Source organism: Ktedonospora formicarum, assembly GCF_016587355.1.
In the GTDB taxonomy this organism is placed as follows: domain Bacteria; phylum Chloroflexota; class Ktedonobacteria; order Ktedonobacterales; family Ktedonobacteraceae; genus Ktedonobacter; species Ktedonobacter formicarum.
In genome coordinates this window covers 314,042-332,052 of sequence record NZ_BNJF01000008.1, presented here as the reverse complement: position 1 = coordinate 332,052, position 18,011 = coordinate 314,042, and the positions used below count along the sequence as shown (strand labels likewise).

At 54.8% G+C, this 18,011-nt stretch carries 15 protein-coding genes and 1 pseudogene; 5 read left to right on the top strand and 11 right to left on the bottom strand.

Annotated elements, in window-relative coordinates; translation table 11 throughout:
- From K3T82_RS42980 to K3T82_RS42945, 8 genes are all read right to left on the bottom strand, one after another.
- Window positions 1–564, bottom strand: a 564-nt coding sequence (locus K3T82_RS42980) for an alpha/beta fold hydrolase (protein ID WP_220199602.1), incomplete at its 3' end; no start/stop codon positions are given.
- Window positions 565–832: 268 nt separating this feature from the next.
- The gene (locus tag K3T82_RS42975; RefSeq protein WP_220199601.1) at window positions 833–1,720 is read right to left on the bottom strand and encodes a nitroreductase/quinone reductase family protein; all 888 of its coding nucleotides are present in this window, start codon (window positions 1,718–1,720) and stop codon (window positions 833–835) included.
- Window positions 1,721–1,763: 43 nt separating this feature from the next.
- Window positions 1,764–2,981 (bottom strand): MFS transporter, encoded by a 1,218-nt coding sequence (locus tag K3T82_RS42970; protein WP_220199600.1) that lies wholly within the window; start codon window positions 2,979–2,981, stop codon window positions 1,764–1,766.
- Between the two features lie 123 nt (window positions 2,982–3,104).
- Window positions 3,105–3,821 carry a cytochrome P450 gene (locus K3T82_RS49540; RefSeq protein WP_268886735.1) on the bottom strand — a complete coding sequence of 239 codons (717 nt, stop codon included), beginning with the start codon at window positions 3,819–3,821 and terminating at the stop codon, window positions 3,105–3,107.
- Window positions 3,818–4,504: a cytochrome P450 gene (locus K3T82_RS49535; protein WP_220199599.1), complete on the bottom strand. Its 687-nt coding sequence runs from the start codon at window positions 4,502–4,504 to the stop codon at window positions 3,818–3,820. The genes K3T82_RS49540 and K3T82_RS49535 overlap by 4 nt, the downstream gene beginning before the upstream one ends.
- Window positions 4,505–4,572: 68 nt before the next feature.
- Window positions 4,573–5,262, bottom strand: coding sequence for a hypothetical protein (locus tag K3T82_RS42955; RefSeq protein WP_220199598.1), 690 nt, complete (start codon window positions 5,260–5,262; stop codon window positions 4,573–4,575).
- 55 nt (window positions 5,263–5,317) lie between these two features.
- Window positions 5,318–5,539, bottom strand: a complete 222-nt coding sequence (locus K3T82_RS42950) for a hypothetical protein (RefSeq protein ID WP_220199597.1) — start codon at window positions 5,537–5,539, stop codon at window positions 5,318–5,320.
- Between the two features lie 235 nt (window positions 5,540–5,774).
- On the bottom strand, window positions 5,775–8,993 hold the full coding sequence (locus K3T82_RS42945) for a winged helix-turn-helix domain-containing protein (RefSeq protein ID WP_220199596.1): 3,219 nt from the start codon (window positions 8,991–8,993) through the stop codon (window positions 5,775–5,777).
- 293 nt (window positions 8,994–9,286) lie between these two features.
- On the opposite strand from K3T82_RS42945, the gene K3T82_RS42940 reads away from it, so the two are divergent.
- The 3 genes and pseudogenes from K3T82_RS42940 to K3T82_RS42925 all read left to right on the top strand — a co-directional run bounded on the left by K3T82_RS42940 (window position 9,287) and on the right by K3T82_RS42925 (window position 13,013).
- Window positions 9,287–9,748 (top strand): hypothetical protein, encoded by a 462-nt coding sequence (locus tag K3T82_RS42940; RefSeq protein WP_220199595.1) that lies wholly within the window; start codon window positions 9,287–9,289, stop codon window positions 9,746–9,748.
- A 241-nt stretch (window positions 9,749–9,989) separates the two neighbouring features.
- Window positions 9,990–11,312: an IS4 family transposase gene (locus K3T82_RS42935; protein ID WP_220192805.1), complete on the top strand. Its 1,323-nt coding sequence runs from the start codon at window positions 9,990–9,992 to the stop codon at window positions 11,310–11,312.
- An 824-nt stretch (window positions 11,313–12,136) separates the two neighbouring features.
- Window positions 12,137–13,013: pseudogene (locus K3T82_RS42925) on the top strand (NmrA family NAD(P)-binding protein).
- 263 nt (window positions 13,014–13,276) lie between these two features.
- Here K3T82_RS42925 and K3T82_RS42920 read toward each other — a convergent pair.
- Both K3T82_RS42920 and K3T82_RS42915 read right to left on the bottom strand, forming a co-directional pair.
- Window positions 13,277–13,504, bottom strand: a complete 228-nt coding sequence (locus K3T82_RS42920; protein WP_236031903.1) for a cation transporter dimerization domain-containing protein — start codon at window positions 13,502–13,504, stop codon at window positions 13,277–13,279.
- Window positions 13,505–13,993: 489 nt separating this feature from the next.
- Window positions 13,994–14,935, bottom strand: a complete 942-nt coding sequence (locus tag K3T82_RS42915; protein ID WP_220199592.1) for a carotenoid biosynthesis protein — start codon at window positions 14,933–14,935, stop codon at window positions 13,994–13,996.
- Window positions 14,936–15,415: 480 nt separating this feature from the next.
- Here K3T82_RS42915 and K3T82_RS42910 point away from each other — a divergent pair, with 480 nt between their 5' ends.
- Both K3T82_RS42910 and K3T82_RS42905 read left to right on the top strand, forming a co-directional pair.
- A complete protein-coding gene (locus K3T82_RS42910; RefSeq protein WP_220199591.1) occupies window positions 15,416–16,198 on the top strand; it encodes an arsenate reductase/protein-tyrosine-phosphatase family protein in 783 nt (260 codons plus the stop codon).
- A 136-nt stretch (window positions 16,199–16,334) separates the two neighbouring features.
- Window positions 16,335–16,721, top strand: coding sequence for a VOC family protein (locus tag K3T82_RS42905; protein ID WP_220199590.1), 387 nt, complete (start codon window positions 16,335–16,337; stop codon window positions 16,719–16,721).
- 617 nt (window positions 16,722–17,338) lie between these two features.
- On the opposite strand, the gene K3T82_RS42900 is transcribed toward K3T82_RS42905, so the two are convergent.
- Window positions 17,339–17,923: a TetR/AcrR family transcriptional regulator gene (locus tag K3T82_RS42900; RefSeq protein WP_220199589.1), complete on the bottom strand. Its 585-nt coding sequence runs from the start codon at window positions 17,921–17,923 to the stop codon at window positions 17,339–17,341.
- Window positions 17,924–18,011 lie beyond the last annotated feature (88 nt).

Sequence of the window (18,011 nt, the reverse complement as noted above, 5' to 3'; positions counted from 1 at the left end):
ACGCACCGGGACGGTAATGTTGTCTATCACGGGGCCCAGCTCGCGCTCGCGAGCGAGTACGCCGAGCTCAATGTTGCAGTTCGCCATCTGTTCGACGTTCATCCGTAGGGTCAGGCCCGTCGGACGCAGCAGCGGCATGAACCAGCCCATCCGCCGAAACAGCTTTCGGATATGCTGCTCCATGGCCTCGTCGAGCCAGTCGTACGGTTGCGCGCCTTCAACCAAGACTGCGCCTAGGGCACGGTCTGGATTCCTGCTGGCCCAGTGCGCGGCGACGAACGCCCCGTAGGACCAGCCCACCACCAGCACCCGGTCCACACCCCTGGCCGCAAGAACGGCATCCACATCCCGGACGGCTGCCTCGAAGAAATAGTCCGCCGAACGCTTCGACTTCTTGCCGCAAGCCCGCTCGTCGTAGGTGATGTGCCGCCACCCCGTCCCAAGTTCGGCGATGACCCGCCGCCAGTACCCCTGAGTGGCGAACTGGCCATTGAGGTAGACCAAAGGGATACCGGGACCGCCAGTGTCGGTGACGGACAGAGCTGTATCGTCGACCGGCACCATGCCGTTCCATGCCGATTTTTGCAGCCCTTTTACTTGTATTGCTTTGTTTGCATATCCTTTACGTTATATGGTACTATTCATGCGGTATTACCGCCAGTTAGTAGAATGGATTGTACAATAGACCTTGAGATACCAGCAGTGGTGAAAGGGCCAATGGAGGCTTGCCATTCCCGTTAATCTACATGTTCCTGACTGTGGGAGGAGGAGTCCCTGCCATCCCCAACCCTGCGGGACTCTGGTTCCCGCAGGGTTGGGGATGGAAGCCATCTCATTCCCACCGCACCACCTCCTCTGGATGCAGGAAAATCAAGGGGATAGGATAGGACGTTGATTGCTGGTACCTTTCGTAGTTGGAGAGGCTGGCGACCACGATTGGCCAGAGCCGCTGGCGCTCCTCCGGGCTGGTCTGCCGGACACTCACACGCATCCGTTTTCTCCCAATCTCGATCTGGGCCTGCTTGCTCTCACGCATATTGAGCCACCAGTTGGGAAGCTTTCCCTGACCTTGATTGGAAGCGACGATCATGTACCCATCCCCATTGGGAAAGTAGGCGATAGGCGTGGTATGCTGCTTGCCGCTCTTGCGTCCGATAGTCGTCAACAGCAGAACAGGCAGGCCCAAGATAGTTCCTCCAAGTTTCCCACCGCTCAGGCGATAGAGAACCACATGTCCGGCAGTGCCCAGGCGAGCCAGCCGTGCTACCAGTGGGGAGTATGGGTTGCCCTGAGTCTGAACGAGAGTCTCTCTACGCTCTTGCTGCTTGAACGCTCGGTAGCGTCTCTCGATTCTGAGGATCAGCATCATGGCCCCGATCCCCAGGAGCAGGTGAACGATCTGAACCAGCCAGTGCAGAGAACCCGGCAGGATCAGCGTCTGGGTTATACCAAAGGCAGGTACCACCAGCGCGTAAATGATGCTGCTCGCGCCAAGCCGTCTGCTTCCTTTCGTGGAGGCCGCCACGCCCCCGAGGATGAGTAGACCGAGGACGCCGAGGGTCCCAAGTGCCTCGTGAATGCCAGGAAAACCGATCCAGGCCAGGAAAGCCAGCAGGCCGATCCATCCCAACAGCTGAGCAATCCAAAAGACCAGGCCGAGGGCTAGGGTGACCACCAAGGCCACTCGCGCAACCAGAGAGATGAGGCGTATCCATTTCATACAAATACTCTTTCTTTGGAAATGAACTCATGCATCCTGTCTTTCAGTGATGAAAGCGTATAGTTTGTTGCGACTTCTCCACGTCTCTCAGTGGGAGACGTTGGAGCCCAATGCTCAGCACCAGGGCGAGGGCCATCACGCCAATGCTTCCCATATAGACCGCCCGTGGGGCGATGGTATCGAAGGCAAAGCCTCCCACGATGGGACCAAGAATTAAGGCCAGGCTGAAGGTTGCCTGGAACCAACCCAGAAGGCGACCAGACAGTCGTTCAGGGCCTGCCCTGGTGATGAGTGCTTGCAGGGTAGGCCACACGATTCCATAGCCGAGGGAGAAGATGACCACACACGCGATGACGACCCAGAGGGAAGTAACGGTGAACAAGCCCACTGCGGAAACAAGCAGGAGGACACAGCCCAGTACAATGGCTTTCCGCTCTCCCAGGTGGCCTGCCAGCGGATTGAGCAGAACGAGTTGTGTGAGAGCCATCACCAAGCCCAGCACCGTAATGATCCAGCCTACTGTGCTGACGACGACGCCCTCAGGCTGGCCTGGCAAGAGAACCCGGTCGGCGTAGAGCGCGAATGTCCCAGAAAGCCCCGCCATATACAGCCCGACCAGCAGCGCTGTTGCCAGGATGAGCACCACTGATCGGCTCAGCAACACACGGGAGAGCGTCACCTCTTCAGCCGATTGTGCTTGTGTGTCTGGTATCTGCGCGCGGATCGATGGTTCAGACAGCAGGATGAGGGTCAGCAGCACGGTCACTCCACTGACGACAGCGGCAGCGACAAAGGGGGCAAACAAATCGACCCCTGCAAGCAATCCGGCGAGGGCTGGACCCAGAATATGCCCCAGTCCGCTGGCACCTCCCACCAATCCAAGGGCCTGGGTGCGTTTCTCTGGTGTGCTGATGTCGCTGGCATAGGCCCCGGCCACGCTGACATTGCCGCCCGTTAGCCCATCAAGCACGCGCGCAAGGTAGATGACGGCCAATCCCGGCGCGATCCCCAAGCGCAAGCCAGCATGAGCGAGGAGCGCTCCCAGGGGAGTCGCAAAGATCAACAGAAGGTAGGAACCAATGGTTCCTACTTGACTCAACAACAGAATAGGGCGTCGCCCGAAGCGATCTGCCAGGCTCCCAAGCCACGGGGCTGCCAGAACCTGGGCCACATAATAGGTCGCAATCACCAGAGCAGCCTGGAACGGGGTGGCGGAAAACTGCCCCAGGACCACAACGGGGATAATCGGGATGATGGCCATGGCCCCGACATATCAGCAAGCACAATCAAACAAAGCGTTGCAATGCGTTTTGTGTCCATCACAAGCACCGCGTCCTTTCTCAAGATGTGACAAGGTAACCCTTTTACCTTTAAAGATGTGCGCTCATGACTCTTCATGCCGATGGACCGTCATCCACAGCTTGCCTCGTGGTCGCAGGGTGATTAGCGGTTCTGGTACCACAGAGGCTCCGGGCAGGAAGCGGATTTGATACCGGGACAGGACTGTCGCCAGAATGAGTTGCGCTTCGGTGAGGGCAAATTGATTGCCAATACACACGCGCGGGCCTCCTCCAAAGGGGATGTAGGCAAAGCGGTGACGCCCGGCGGCTCGATCTGGCGCGAAGCGATCGGGATCGAAGACATCAGGCCGCTCCCAGAAGTCAGGATGTTGGTGGGTCACGTAGGGAAACATTAGGACGTACGCCCCTTTGGGGATGGTATAGCCGCCAATCTCATCCGAGGCTCTGGCAGAACGGGCAAAGGTCCATGCCGGCGGATAGAGGCGCATGGACTCCTCCAGCACCATGCGTGTGAATGTGAGCTGCGGCAGATCCTCTATCTGCGGAGCGCGCCCACCTAGAATGCGGGCGTATTCCTCTCTGAGTCTGGCTTCAATATCCGGATGTTGTGCCAGCAGCATCAAGGTCCAGCAGAGCGCGCCGGATGTGGTCTCATGACCTGCTACCATGAGTGTTATGACCTCATCACGCACCTGCTGATCGTTCATGCCAAGGCCCGTTTCTTCATCCCGCGCCTCCAGGAGCATGGTCAGGAGATCGTTCTCGCTTTGTGTCACTCTGTTCCGACGCCCGACGATCAACTCGTCAACGACGGCGTAGAGGGTGTCTCTCGCCTCATACAGGTGACGGCGCTGGGGGTCGGCAGCGAGAGCAGCCCCGGCACATAAAAGGATTGCGCTTCCAGGCGAATGGCGGTGCTCAGCGCCTGAAACACGTGCTGTTTGTAGAGGAGCATGTCGGCGCCAAAGAGCGCTTTACACACAATAGTCAAGGTCAGGCCGCTCATCTGCTGGAACAGATCGAGGGGCTCTCGCGAGTCGATGTTGACTTCCTCGATCCAGGAGGCCACACTCTCGGTCATCAGTTGACCGAAGCCCGCGATGCGGCTTCGATGAAAGGCTGGTTGGATCAGGCGACGCTGCGTGAGCCAGGAATCTCCATTGTTGGTGAGCAAGCCATTGCCTAGTGTCAGTTTGAGCACCTGGTTAGAAATGCCCCCCTTGTGGTAGTTGAAGTGATTCTCCTGAACGACATGGCGCACGCCATCAGGATGAAAGACCAGGGTCCAGGGACCCAGGACCGTTGGCAGCGTCACGACATCACCGTAGCGCTCGCGCAGTTCCTGCACGAAACTCAGCGTCTGACGCGCAAATCTGACGGTGTTCCAGATTGCGGTAGGCCACAGTGGTCCAGGGGCAAGCGTCTGCGCTGCGTTGCTGGCAGCGACGTAGGCGTAGCATGAGACATCTGTTTTTCTCCTCAAAGACAAAAAAAGCTCGTAGACGTGAATTGTCTCTCTAATCTTTCTAGAAACCATCCTGATCTCAACCTTTACGCAACAGACCGAGCACGAGCAACGGGTTTGCCTTCGCGCCAGATGAGCACAGCGCTCCAGGCAATGGCCAGCCCTTCAGCCGCATACCCCGCTGTCTCGACCCACATCGGCACCATCAGATCAATCCCCAGAATCACGCCTCCGACGAGAAACAGCGCCCCAATAGGCCAGGGGAAGATACGTTTCAGCAGGAGCAGAATCCCCAGGAACCCATAGCCAACGATCAGGAGGAGAGACATCAGAAAGGGCGTATAGAGTGCGATCCCGAAGCTCTGAAGCAAAGGGCTCTGGGCGACGGCCTGAAAGAAGTCAGGCGAATGGAATTGCGTTTGCAACGCGGGATCAAAATGCGCAAAAAGAGGGTTGAGGAACCCATCAATAAACAGGAGCCCTGCATACGAGAGTTGCCCAAGCAGAGCAAGAATCAAGCTGAGTGGTGCGATCCTGCCCATACGCTCATGGTAGCGCAGGTAGATGGCGATCAGCCCAAACCCGGCCAAAATGGTACAGTAGGCTCCAATCATATGAGCTCCCATATAGGCAGCGGCGCGTGGATTGATCTCCATGGCGCGTCGTCCACCATGCAGAAAGGCCTCATAGAAAGGAAGAAAAAGCGCGGGGATGATACTGATAGCTGCCAGCGCACGCGTGAGGCGAGTGAAGCTGGTTGAGAAGGTCGTGTTCATAGAAAATCCTTCCGGGCCGGTTGAACCCGGCTATGTCTTTGACAAACTCTATGGATCAGATGTGCCTGGAAGCATCGGCCTGCTCTCTGCGCACTTCGAGCAGAGGTAAAGCCAGATCGCGCACTTTGTTTAGCACCCCATGCAGGGCTGCTTCATCCACCAGGGGTCCACGCAGCATCGTGTTCCCATGAGCGTCGTAGCTGATTTCCAGGCCGTCGAACCACGCTGACCAGTGCTGGTCAAGCTGCCCCTGGACACGAATTTCATAGATGTGCATCGTTCTTCCTCTGGTTGCGTATCTCCTACTTCATGAGCACTGCCCTCAGTATGCAGCTCAACCATGCAGGGAGACCTGTATCGAAGGATGTGTTGTGGGGTTGATTCTTGCCGCGTGCATCAGTCCAGAGAAAGATGGCTGTTGGAGAGGCGCAAGCAGTTCTGCACGAGTGTGTGATGTGGTACGCAGGGGAAGGCGTTCTATCCAGGGAGACGTTCCCTGAAAGTATGGGCGGCTACAGCACGTGCAACGCCTGGGCGCGAGCAATCGCCTGGGCTCGGCTCTGGACGCCCAGTTTGCCATAGATACTGTTGAGGTGCCGTTTCACCGTGCCAACAGTAATGATGAGATCCCTTGCAATCTCGGCATTGGACAGACCCGTCACCAGGAGCCGGAAGACCGTGAGTTCGCGCTCAGTAAGCGGTTCGACGAGCGGGAAGGTGCGGAGGGGGGAACTCTTGGGCTGCTCATCGAAAGCCGAGAGGAGGTTCACAATATAGTCAGGAGCGATGCCGAGCGTATACGCTTGACGCAGTAACGCTGCCATAGGTTCTCCCTCATCAACGAATAGGCGGATGTAGCCTTCCTGTTCGCCGAGCAGAAGAGCACGTTCGAGAGCAGGTAGGGCATGACGCCTGTGCGCCGAAGCAGCGGAAAAGGCGAGCGCCTGTAACACGAGAATTTCCAGGACACTGTCCATACGCGCTTTCGCCTCGGCATCAGCTCGCAGTCGCTCCAGCAGCCTCGAGACCTCCGCAAGATACGCCCCCCCCGGGTCGAGACGTCCCTGAGCGATGCGCACGCGGGCAAAAGTCAGGTATTCTTGCTCACGCGGGTGGGAAAGTTCGTCCGAGGCTGAGAGGCCGCTAGCTTCCGCCCAACGTACCGCCTCCGTGAAATCGCCCTGCATCACTGCGAGCCGGGCGCGAACGGCCCTGGCACTGGCCAGTTGCATGGGAGCGAACTGGCGGGTCTGGGCGAGCCTCTCAAACTCTTCCATGAATGCAAGTGCATGGCTGTGATTATTGCGCGCCTGATGCAAGCGTGCCAGAGTCGCGTACCCCTGGGCGATGGTGGAGGCCTCCAGCGTCAGTGATCCACGCAACGCCTCTCTCCCCTGCTCCAGGAGACGTTCAGCCGTATCAAGGTCGTTCCATTCATAGGCGAGTTCTCCCAGGCCAAAGCAGGAGCCCGGAGAGATAAACGTTCCCTCGTGCTCTCCCTGGAACTGCACCATCTGCTCGTAGGTCGCTGCTGCCTGTCGTAAGCGCCCCTGGAGTCGAAGCAAGCGAGCCTGCAGCAGGATGCCAGTCAGATTCAGAAGCGTCTCCATCGCAGACAGGTCGTTTCTGGTGGAGAGCGCAGAGGTGAACTGAGCCATGTGTTGCTCATCAACATGACTGACCTCTCCACTGAGCATCACGCGGTGAGCCGCAATCACATGGGCACCCTCTCGCACTTCTGGGGGACAATGGGCAAGGTGATTCGACGCCTGTTCTGCCAGCGCGACGCTGCTCTCCAGATCTCCCTGGAAGAAGAGGATGTAGGCTTGTAGGGCAGCGACCTGGTGCAGGAATGCCTGTGCCTCACACTCCTCAGTGATGAATGAGGCCGACTGCTCTGCCATCTGGAGGCGCATGAAGGCCTCCGGCAGTTGTCCTGTGAGCATGAGCAGCAGTCCCTGGGACAAGCGCAGACTCGGGTGTCTCTGGATACGTTCATCTGGGAAAGCATGGAGAAAGGCGAGCACCGTGCGCGCCTGACCACGGAGAACCAGAGCATGTCGGTGCTCTTCAATCAGGCGGGTGGTGCGTTCAAGGTCGGGAGCAAGAATCGCATGATGGACTGCTTCCAGGATCACGTCATGCGCCTCATACCAGCGACTGGCACGCTGATGCAGTTCAGGAAGAGAGGTGGGCATGGCCTTTTGCAGACGGCTGCGCAACAGGTCGGCAAACAGGTGATGGTAGCGATACCATCCTCTCACGTCGTCGAGGGCGATCACAAACAGGTTAGCCCGATCCAGGGTTTCCAGCATCGCCTGGCTTTCCTGCGAACCAGTGACCGCATCACAGAGTGAGCCCGAGAGACGCTCCAGCACGCTTGTCTGCAACAGAAACGTCTGCACCTGGGTGGGTTGGCGGGAAAGCACCTCCTCGGAAAGATAATCGAGCACGAAGCGATGACCGCCAGTGAAGGCGGCAAGCGCGCTTGCGATATCGGCTCGGCTCTGCAAGGAGAGTGCAGCCAGTTGCAGGCCCGCAATCCATCCTTCTGTACGTGTTTGTAAGGTAGTCACCTCTTCTTGCGAAAGATGCAGCCTCATCACTTTTTCGAGAAACGCGCTGGCCTCAGTGGCTCCAAAGCGTAACTCGGTGGCACGCAGTTCGGTTAGGTGCCCGAGTGCCCGCAAGCGTGCCAGGGGCAGTGGGGGATCACTACGTGTCGCAATGATAAGACTCATCTGAGGCGGAAGATGCTCTACGAGGTGCGTCAAGGCACGGTGAATAGGTGTGGCAGTGATCACGTGATAATCATCAAGCACAAGCGTGAAGTCCTCTGCCTGCCAGTTGATGAGATCGTTGATCAACAGAGCCAGCACGGTTTCTAGGTCCGCAGATTGTAGGAGGCGAAGCCTCGCCTGAGCACGCGCGCCAAAATGGGGATCAAGTGTTTGCAAGGCGGCAAGCAGGTAGGTGAAGAACTGCGTGGGCTCATTTTCCTCCGACTCAAGCGAAAGCCAGGCGACAGGTGCGAGCGTGGAAGCAAGCCATTGGGCCAGCAGGGTCGTTTTGCCGTATCCAGCGGGCGCGGAGACGAGGGTAAGCGCACCTCTCACTCCCCGCTGGAGTCTCTCGACAAGAGGCCCTCGGGATACCAACTGCGTGCGAGGGCGGGGCGGGTGGAACTTGGTGGCCAGCAAGAGATGGTGTGCCTCGTGCAAGGCATGTGGCGTCGTGCCAACTAGGTTGGCTGATCGCCGCGCGGGGGAGGGTTCAGGGGTGGGAGAGGCCGCCTCGTGAGTGGCCCGATCAGTTTCCGGCGTCGAGGTCTGGTCGCGGCCTTGTGCCTGAACGAGTGCCTGCAATGGACCCTCGGCAGGCTGTTCCGGTTTGGGAGAGGAAACAGACAGAACCGTGAGGTGAAGAGCGACCTTCTCCAGGTGAGCAGGGGTCAGATCAGCGGTACGGCCCAGATAGCGTTTGAGCATCTTGTCTCCATGCCGACGATAGGCATACCAATACGTCCCTGCACCTCCCCTGGTTTCCTGGCGGACAGTGAGTTGGCCGAGTTTGCCAGTAAAGGTGAAGGATGGGATGCTTCTCAACCAGGAGAACCATTCTGGACTGCCCACAAGATCAGGGATGGTGTGCTCGTTGTTGTCAGCGGAACGCACCGCATAGATTCCCTGCTCGTCGACCCAACTGAGATGGTAGCGTGCAGCCTTTGGCATACTCGCGCTCTCCCTCCTGCTCGTCTTTTGCTACCCAATCGTTCATCTGGATGAAGTATATCGTTTGGGTAGCAAAAACACAAGAGAAGAGGGGTGCCACCCTGGCGAACTCATCAGATTTCTATCACGGTCAGACCCCCTTCTTCCCGAGGGCGAGAAGCAGTGGAGAAAAGAGGCAAAATGGACAGCAATGCAGGCTCCTGGAGCAGCAGAATGATGGTTGTCTTTCGATATAAGATCAACTATACTGTGCACAAAACCTGATCTACATCTATTTTGAAGAGGTGTAGCATATGACCAAAGCCACTGACTTTACGCACGACGAAGGCGAACTCCTGTTTGCAGTTCCCTTTGTGGTGGCAGGAACCTCTCTGGCTGTCATTCACGTGAGCGCGCTCAAAGCTGTCAAAACAGCACTCTCCCTCTACCTGATTGTACGCGACACCAGCAGGCAATTCCCAGAGAGTGAATGTATCCAGAGCATTTTTGCTCTCAAAGAGGAAAATCACGAGGGGCAGAATGAACTCATCGAAAAACACGAGGGAAGCAGTAAAGAGGATGCCATCGCCATCAGAAATCAGATGTGTGAACAAGCCATTGGTATCCTGAACAAGAAAGGCCGGCCTCAAGAGGTCGAAGCATACAAACGCTGGCTTCTGCAAATCGCCAGTGAAGTGATACACAAGGCGCACTCCGCTGGTTTTCTGGGTCTGGGCAAAGCGCACGCTGAAGCCGAAATTGCCCAGGCGCTCTAGGATTTCACAGCAATTTTGCAATTCACCCAATAAGACACTATTTTCAGCCAGAGAGTTCTCTGTTATTTTGTAAAATGGCAGTAGTGTTTGCAGGCAGACTTGTCGCAGTAAAAAAGAGCCTGCCCTGCTCCGGCTAGAGGCATAGGCGTCAAGTTAAGAGAAGAGATCTCAACCTGACAAGTAAAAGCTCCTGTGTCATGATAGAAGTAGGCAAACTGCTATCAGAAACAGGAGCTTTTCTATGAAAAGTATAGCACCCTTGTGCCAGGCCTTAGAGGAATTGATCTATAAAGATGCGCCTCGTTTGGCTCAAGAACAAGGATTGATTGTCCGTCATCGTTGCTTTTCTGCGAGCACCTTGCTGCTTTTACTCGTCTTTGGCTGGCTGAAACATCCATTAGCTGGTCCCAGTCAACTGGCCCGCTTTGCGCACTCGGTGGGGGTGAGAGTGAGTAAACAAGCAATCTTTGAACGCTTGACAAAGAACACAGCGCATTGGCTCTTGAGCGTGTTACAGCAAGCAGTTCACACGCTCCTTCTAACGTCTTCTTTATCTGTTGGGCTCCTAGCTCGTTTCCCTGCAGTTCTCCTCGAAGATACTACCTGTATTGAATTGCCATCGGCTCTCGCCTGGCTCTGGAAAGGAAGCGGAGGGAATGCATCTCCATCGGCTGTCAAACTCGGCGTGCGCTGGGATCTGCGCAGTGGCAGGTTGGACGGGCCAGCACTCCATCAGGGACGTGATCATGATAGCCGAACGAGCACCCACACACTGCCTTGCGGGCAAGGCAGTGTGTGGGTGGCAGATGCTGCCTATTACTCCCTCAAGCAGTTGCGTCAGATGGACCAACAAGGGGTCGTTTTTGTCATTCGCCCACGAGGCAATTTGGCCGTGAGTACACCCGAGGGGCAACGCTTGGATTTGGCATCTCACTTGTCCGCTTTGACCGACACAGTCATTGATCTTTCGGTCCGTTTAGGCTCCATTCGCTCCCTCTGGCTCAATGCGCGGATTATTGCCTTACCTGTCTCTGATGAGGTAGCTCAGAAACGCCGTGAGCATCTGCTGGACAAGGCCAACAAGCAAGGGCATGTGCCCTCCTCACATGCTCTTGCCCTTGCTCGCTGGACCTTGATTGTTACCAATGCGCCTGTGGAACGCCTCTCAGCAGAAGAAGCACTCCTGCTGTTTCGGGCGCGTTGGCAGGTGGAATTGCTCTTCAAGCTCTGGAAGAGTCATGGGCATGTGGATGAATGGAGCAGCCAGCTTCCCGACCATATTCTTTGTGAGTTCTATGCTAAGCTGATCGCTATGCTCGTGGAACATTGGGTTCTCCTTGAGAGTTGTTGGGATGATCCTCACCGTAATTGGATGCTCTGTGCTGATCTCTTTCGAGATCAACTCTCGCTCTTGGTTCTCGGCATTCGTGGATATATCCCTCTTTCTCAAGCCCTTGCATGTATCCGTGAAGCGTTGTTGGGAAGCGCTTCCATCCCCGCTCGAAGTACGCGCCCCAGTACCTCCCATCAACTTCTTGATGGGGTTTACTGGGGCTTAACTTGACGCCTATGCCTGCCCTGCTCCGGCTAGAGGCTCTATTGCTAAACCTGCTCCACTCTTCAGTACGCACCCGGCTTTGCACGTTTCCCAGGAGACACTTTTGCTCCCCTACTTCTCCTCTCGATATTTTCCGGGATGTTCTCCCTTTAACATACCAGGAGAAATCAAGGGTAAATCGCCACAGGTCGCTGCCCAAATTGGTTAATAATGTCTTGGACCGGCATGGTCTGTTCCACCGCGAATTTACAAGAAGCATGTGTGGAACAGCCCTTCTGGTACGGATTTGCATCTTGAGAGATAGTCGATTCCAATGATTGGCCCAAATTCCCATCATTGACCTTAAAAATCGTCGAACATTCGGTTCTTACACATTCACGCTATTTACCACTTGTCAGAACCCGTGTCGATGGGAGGGCTTGACTTAGTTACAATTGACCACTGAGGTTGGCATGACGCAGTCGATTATACAACTGGCGAGGTAATGGCATTGTAAATGCGCGATTGAGGGTAAGATCTGCTGTGTTGTGAAGTGCGTGTCGTCTTTTTGCCATTATTGACAAGGACGCCTCTAGCAAATGATATCATGACATATGCAAGATTGACTCTTGAAGGGGCTCTCTTTCTAGATTATGCATCCTGCGAAGGTCAGCACTCGTGCAGGTTCCAGAGACCTGTAGTGCCAGAGAGCCAGCGTTCCTGTGTTCAACAAATATGAGGGACGCTCTCTCTTACACATTAGGTCTCCTGAGATTGTGCTAGACCCAAACAGATATTTCTCATACGGGGAAAGGTTTTTAAGGAAAATCACAACCTTGGAGGTCGTTTTCATGATTGTCGTCACCACACCTACAGGCCAGTTCGGCCATCAAGTTCTCAACAACCTGCCCAATAGTAACGAGTCGATCCGCGTGATCGTACGCGATCCTTCTCGCCTTCCCGCACACACATGAGCGCGTCGAGGTCGTGGAAGGATCGCATGACGACCTCGACATCGTCAATCGGGCGTTTGCAGGTGCCGACTCTGTATTTTGGGTGGTACCCCCGGACCCACACGCCGCGAGCGTCGAGGCCGCCTATGTTGACTTCAGCAGACCAGTGTGCGAGGCCTTCAAGAGTCAGAGGGTGAAGCGCGTGGTTGGGATCTCGACCCTCGGTCGCGGCACGGTGCTGGAAAAAAACTCCGGGTTCGTAGCGGGGTTTCTGATCAAGGACGACCTGATCGCAAGCGCGGGGGTCAGTTACCGGGCACTAACGATAGCTTCCTACATGGATAACCTGCTCCGTCAGGTCAGGTCGATCAAGGGTCAGGGTATGTTCTTTGACATGGTATCCGGAGATCGCAAGATCCCAACCTGCGCCACCTGCGACATCGCCTCCGTTGCCACCAGACTTCTACTCGATCACTCCTGGAGTGGACAGGGCAGCGTCCCGGTGCTTGGCCCTGAGGACCTGTCCTTCAACGACATGGCGCAGATCATGTCGGAGGTGCTAGGCAGGCCAGTGCGTTACCAGCAGATCCCCGGCGAGGCCTACAAAGCCAGGCTGACCAGATCCGGGATGTCCAACGTGATGGCGCAGAGCATGGTCGATCTGATGGTGGCCAAGAGCAACGGTATCGACAACACTGAGCTGCGCACCCCCGAGTCCACTGCCCCTACCAGCTTTCGCCAGTGGTATGAGGACCTGCTCAAGTCTGCCGTCTGAGCGCCACGGCGACGGAGTCGGCGTCAACTTTGGTCCGCCGAAGATATTCCCTCTGAAGAATTGTCGGAAGAGGAACGGCTTTTGACCTATCGCCGCATTCGCGCCACGCTTACCTAGTCCGCCAGGATAAACGTCATCCTTCGCACACGGTTTGCGATGATTCCACAACGCAAGTGACAGGAAGACACCTTGCCTCATGCATTCTCCAGAGGAAGCTTCTTTCTGATCAAAAAAGCTTCCTCTGGAGAGCCCTTCGGGAAAGTTCACGCTCGTCCTTCCCACCACAAAGGATGTTGCTTAGACCAACGCTCGATCAAGAGCTCGATATCTCCAAATGATACAGGGTCTTCCTTGGGCTCTAAATGGGTAAATACCGTACTTTCGGGTAAGGCTTTGCGGATGGCCAGTTCAATCTCTTCACAGACGGTATGCCCTTTGAGCACCTTCCATTGTCCGGGTACGATCACAGTGTTAGGGATTGATATGGGCATGCCCTCCTTTGAGTGTCAGCGCATTATCGAACAGCATCATGTGTCTCGGCACGAACCATCCGCAGCGCAATAAAGGCGTTTGAGGCACATTTCTACCTTGAAAAGACGCTCTGAGTGAATATGGGTACGCTCTGTTTCTGAGTATTGACGAAAACGGGGCTATATAACAAATCTGAATTGTTGCATGTGAAATCCGTCAAATAAACAGATATATGGAACAGAGGAGAGGAGGCTGAGAGGAAATCAGCCTCCTCTCCTCTGTTCTCTTCAATTGGAAAGCGGGCTCATCACCCTCTCACTTCTGGTCTTTCCAAAGAGTGGAAGCTGTTTCGGCATCCTCTTGCTTTATACAATTCACTCTATCTTTTTGCCAGATCGGCATTTGTTCATTGAAAGGAGAAAGAGGCGTGTTTACATATGATGCTCCAAATCTGTGCCAGACCCATGAAATTTCCACATGGATAAAGCGTAACACCTCAAGCACCCGTGTTATTTCAACTCTGGAGAGATTTCCCTGGTAGTTGTTTCACCTGATCCTGTTTCAATTGATGCACTCGTAGCCGTGGCTGACCTTTGAAGCAGTTTCACGGTCGATAAAGCTGCTATGAAGATCATCGTAAAGATGCTGACCGTCGCTTCTGCTTCAGCAATGCTTCTGGTATGCCAGACCACCCCCATCGCGTCAGTGACCAGCGTATCGCCGCTGCCTGACAGATAGGACACAACATATGCCAACCCAACCACGGCAAACACGATGATCGCCTGAGCGTAGTACGACTTGGGAAAGGCCGACACTTCCTCTTTGCTGTCAGTCCTGCGGAAACGCAGGAAGAGGGCAAACAATTGGAAGAGCACATACGCCGTGAAGAGCCACCCCACATAGTTGGTGAATGGCACCCCGAAGTAGCCACCACCTTGCTCCCAGATGAAGACATGATTGATCGTCGAGATTGTGGGATCCAAGCCCAGATCATTGGCAACCATGCCGAAGGAAGCAATAAACGGAACGGCGAACGTGGTGAACGCACTGGACTTGCGGTCAATATCGCCAATCAGCACCGTGGCAAGAACCCAGGCGGAGTAGCCGGGGAAGTAGGCAAAGCCAACCAGCAGAGGTACCTGAAAGAGCTTGGGACCAAACGCGTCGGTGTAATAATAGTGACCAAATGGAAAGCCAGTCAGAATACTGGTGTTCTCCAGCAGATTACTGACGACCAGACAAAGGACAAGAAAGGTGAGAATGCCGCTCCATTTGTAGCGCAAGGCTCCATGAAGCAGCCAAAAAACGATTGGGATCAAAAGCCCTATCGCCGTAGGAATATGGAGTGGAAGCACTGAATTCATGAGTTTCACCACTGCATACACCACAACCAGAAGCCAAAGGACATAGATCGAGACGTTTCTCACGACAGAGCGATTGTTGACAGTCAAGGGAGATTATCCTTTCTCTTTGACGTAGGCAACTGAACGACAGGTCCGGGAATGAAGGGGGGAACCACATCTTTGCGCGTCCCCCATGCTCTCCGCTTCGCCGAAAGAAGGGCTTCCCTGCTTTTAGAGATCCTTGCCTCGGATGAATGAGAAATTTTATACAATCTCTTTTGAAGCAAATAGGCTTAACAGAAATATAGCACGCCTTCTCAAAAAAAGGCAAGGTCAGAGGACAACCGGTGACGGTCTCGTGTGTTGTAGGAGAGCTGCATATGGATTCCAGAGAGATCTGGTCTCTCCTCTCGTCGTCAGCCGCGAGATCCTCAGTAGTTCCAAGCTTAGGCGACTGGCTCACGCGAGACCTCACCATGAGGCTGTCTTCCCCAGAGCCACAGGCTTTCTCTCTTGACTTATCAACCATTCTTGGGTATAGTTCTCTTAAATTGAATTGCTTCAAATAAGATTAGGAGAAAAGAGACGATGCAGACAATGGAACAGCCAGCGCCGTCGGTGCTCAAACTGCTGGCACACGATCTGCGGTGGACGTTACTCCAACGGCTCACACAGAGTGATTACCGTGTGGCCGAGCTCGTGGAGCAGGTGAAGCACCCACTCAATCTCGTCTCCTATCACTTACGCCAGCTCCGTCAGGCGGGTCTCGTGCATGAGAGGCGCAGCGCTGCTGATGAGCGCTCGTTTTATTACAGCCTGGACCTACAACGCCTGCACACGCTCTACCTGCAAGCATCCTCAAGCCTCCATCCGAGCCTTGGAGACGCGATCCCTCCCACGCAGCGCACGCGCTGGCACTTTGAGGTTTCCCCGCCGCGCCTCTTGTTTCTCTGCACAAGCAACAGCGCCCGCTCTCAGATGGGCGAGGCGCTAGTGCGTCACCTGAGCCAGGGACAGGTACAGGCGTGGAGTGCCGGGAGTCATCCTGCTCAAGCAGTCCATCCGTTGGCAATCCGCACGCTTGCCCAATCGGGTATTCAGATGAACCAGTGTGTGCCCAAATCCCTGGAGATGTTTGTGGGTCAGTCGTTTGATCGTGTGATCACGCTCTGTGATCGGGTTCGTGAGCGGTGTCCCACCTGGCGAGACTCGACACCAATTCATTGGAGTTTGCCCGACCCAACGAGGATAGAAGGGTCGGAAGCGGAACAACAACAGGTCTTCGACCAGCTAGCGAGCCAGTTGGACGTGCGCATTCGATTGTTGCTCACCGTGCTAGAGCAAGAGCGCCGGGAGACGGTTTCGAGATAGAAGACAGCAGGCTGAGCACCTCTCAGCTCGGTTCCGGGCTGGAACCGAGAAGGATCTTTGCGACACCAAGTCGAGGAAAGAGCTCCTGTAAAGGATTTATTGAAGGAACATGGTTCTTGAAGAAAAGGAGAAAGACATGGCACGCATTCGCTATATGATTGAGGATGTCGATCAAGCAATCACCTTCTACACTCGCCATTTGGGATTTACATTGGAATACAATGCCAGTCCAGCGATGGCCTTAGTGGCGCGAGGAGATCTCCAGCTCCTGCTCAGCGGCCCACAAAGCTCTGGGGCGCGCCCTCTGCCTGACGGGCAGCATCCTTCCCCTGGTGGCTGGAATCGCCTGGTCATCGAGGTGGAGGATCTCTCAACCGTGATGGAGACACTCAAACAGGCAGGAGTTCACTTCCGCCGAGATGATATCGTCAGAGGGCCAGGAGGGCAGCAAATCTGGATTGAAGACCCTTCTGGTAACCTTATTGAAGTGTTTGAGCCAGCGGGATTCCCACCTCGTCCCTAACGATATGGTGATCATGAAAGATCTAGTAGCCTTGCTCGACCTACTGGGTGCATATGGATCTCATGAAGCATCCAATAGGTTGATCCGACGCCGTTTCCGGGAGTGGCTTGTGTCTCGTTGATCAGGACGGAGCGTTGCGCACCAGATCTTTTATTGCTCCAATCGCTACGAGCCTCAAGTGATCGAAGGATGACGCAGGCGTTTGTGGCAGGCGTAAGTATCTACAATGTCGGCGAAAATGAGGAGCGCAGCTACACTCACTGGATAAAAACAATCACGCTCAAACTATGTGATACACTGATCAAAAATGAGAAGGCTCGTGGTCTCATTTCTTGTAGGTATCAACCCCCAAAAGTTTAGGAACGCGTTGGCTGCAGCGTTTTCGGTGAGAAGGCCACACTGGGTACGGCCTTGCCTTCTGTCTAGCAACTATTTCAAAACATGACACCAAACCAAAACTCGCCGAGCCACAGCGTAAGCTGTCAATGTGGCGTCAATACTGTCGCCCCTGAGAGATCCTAGAACGCCGGTCAAGAAATGCGAAGGGAGAATTGATAGCAGGGAGGAGGCATGATACTCACTAGAGAAACTGTGGAGATTCTCTAGTGAGGAACCAGTCATTCCCAAGCGCTTGCTTCTTGGAAAATCGAAGCCGCAAGCTTTGAACAGTACTGAGCCATCTCTCCAGGAGAATAGGGTCGTCCCTGTTCAAGCCACCAAGTAATTGCATCGACAAACAACGAGGCCAGCAGTGTTGGCAGAAATCCATTCACAAACACACGACGATCAGCTATGGGCTGCTTGTTTGGAACAAGCGTATGTTCCTTGACCAATTCAGCTAAAGAGGCTCGCATCTTCATGACAAACCAGGGACTCCCTTTCCCCCCAAGCAGCACACGATAGAGTTGCTCGTATTCCGCCACATGCTCGAAGAGATTTACCCATTGTTGCGGAGGGCGCTCTGGGCCGAAGTTGCCCAATGCACTCATCAAAATGTGCATCTCATCCTCGAAGATCTGCTCTACCAGATCATATTTATCTTGATAATTGCGATAAAATGCTGTTCGACTCACCATGGCTCGCTGGATAATCTCGCTCACCGTGAGCGCGTCAAAGCCTCGCTCCTCGATCAAATCAAGCAACGCCTCCCGCAACAGTTTTTTCATGCGTCTCACGCGTAAGTTCTCCGTGTTTTGGGTCATTTTCTGCTCATTTGTTCCATTCAGAACACATCCTCTCGATTGTGACTTGCTTCTTCATACTCTGCTGACTATACTTGCGAAAAGATAG

Coding starts and splice junctions, on each gene's coding strand:
- K3T82_RS42975 (WP_220199601.1), bottom strand. CDS start 1,720: ATGAAATGGATACGCCTCATCTCTCTGGTTGCGCGAGTGGCCTTGGTG.
- K3T82_RS42970 (WP_220199600.1), bottom strand. CDS start 2,981: ATGGCCATCATCCCGATTATCCCCGTTGTGGTCCTGGGGCAGTTTTCC.
- K3T82_RS42955 (WP_220199598.1), bottom strand. CDS start 5,262: ATGAACACGACCTTCTCAACCAGCTTCACTCGCCTCACGCGTGCGCTG.
- K3T82_RS42950 (WP_220199597.1), bottom strand. CDS start 5,539: ATGCACATCTATGAAATTCGTGTCCAGGGGCAGCTTGACCAGCACTGG.
- K3T82_RS42945 (WP_220199596.1), bottom strand. CDS start 8,993: ATGCCAAAGGCTGCACGCTACCATCTCAGTTGGGTCGACGAGCAGGGA.
- K3T82_RS42940 (WP_220199595.1), top strand. CDS start 9,287: ATGACCAAAGCCACTGACTTTACGCACGACGAAGGCGAACTCCTGTTT.
- K3T82_RS42935 (WP_220192805.1), top strand. CDS start 9,990: ATGAAAAGTATAGCACCCTTGTGCCAGGCCTTAGAGGAATTGATCTAT.
- K3T82_RS42920 (WP_236031903.1), bottom strand. CDS start 13,504: ATGCCCATATCAATCCCTAACACTGTGATCGTACCCGGACAATGGAAG.
- K3T82_RS42910 (WP_220199591.1), top strand. CDS start 15,416: ATGCAGACAATGGAACAGCCAGCGCCGTCGGTGCTCAAACTGCTGGCA.
- K3T82_RS42905 (WP_220199590.1), top strand. CDS start 16,335: ATGGCACGCATTCGCTATATGATTGAGGATGTCGATCAAGCAATCACC.
- K3T82_RS42900 (WP_220199589.1), bottom strand. CDS start 17,923: ATGACCCAAAACACGGAGAACTTACGCGTGAGACGCATGAAAAAACTG.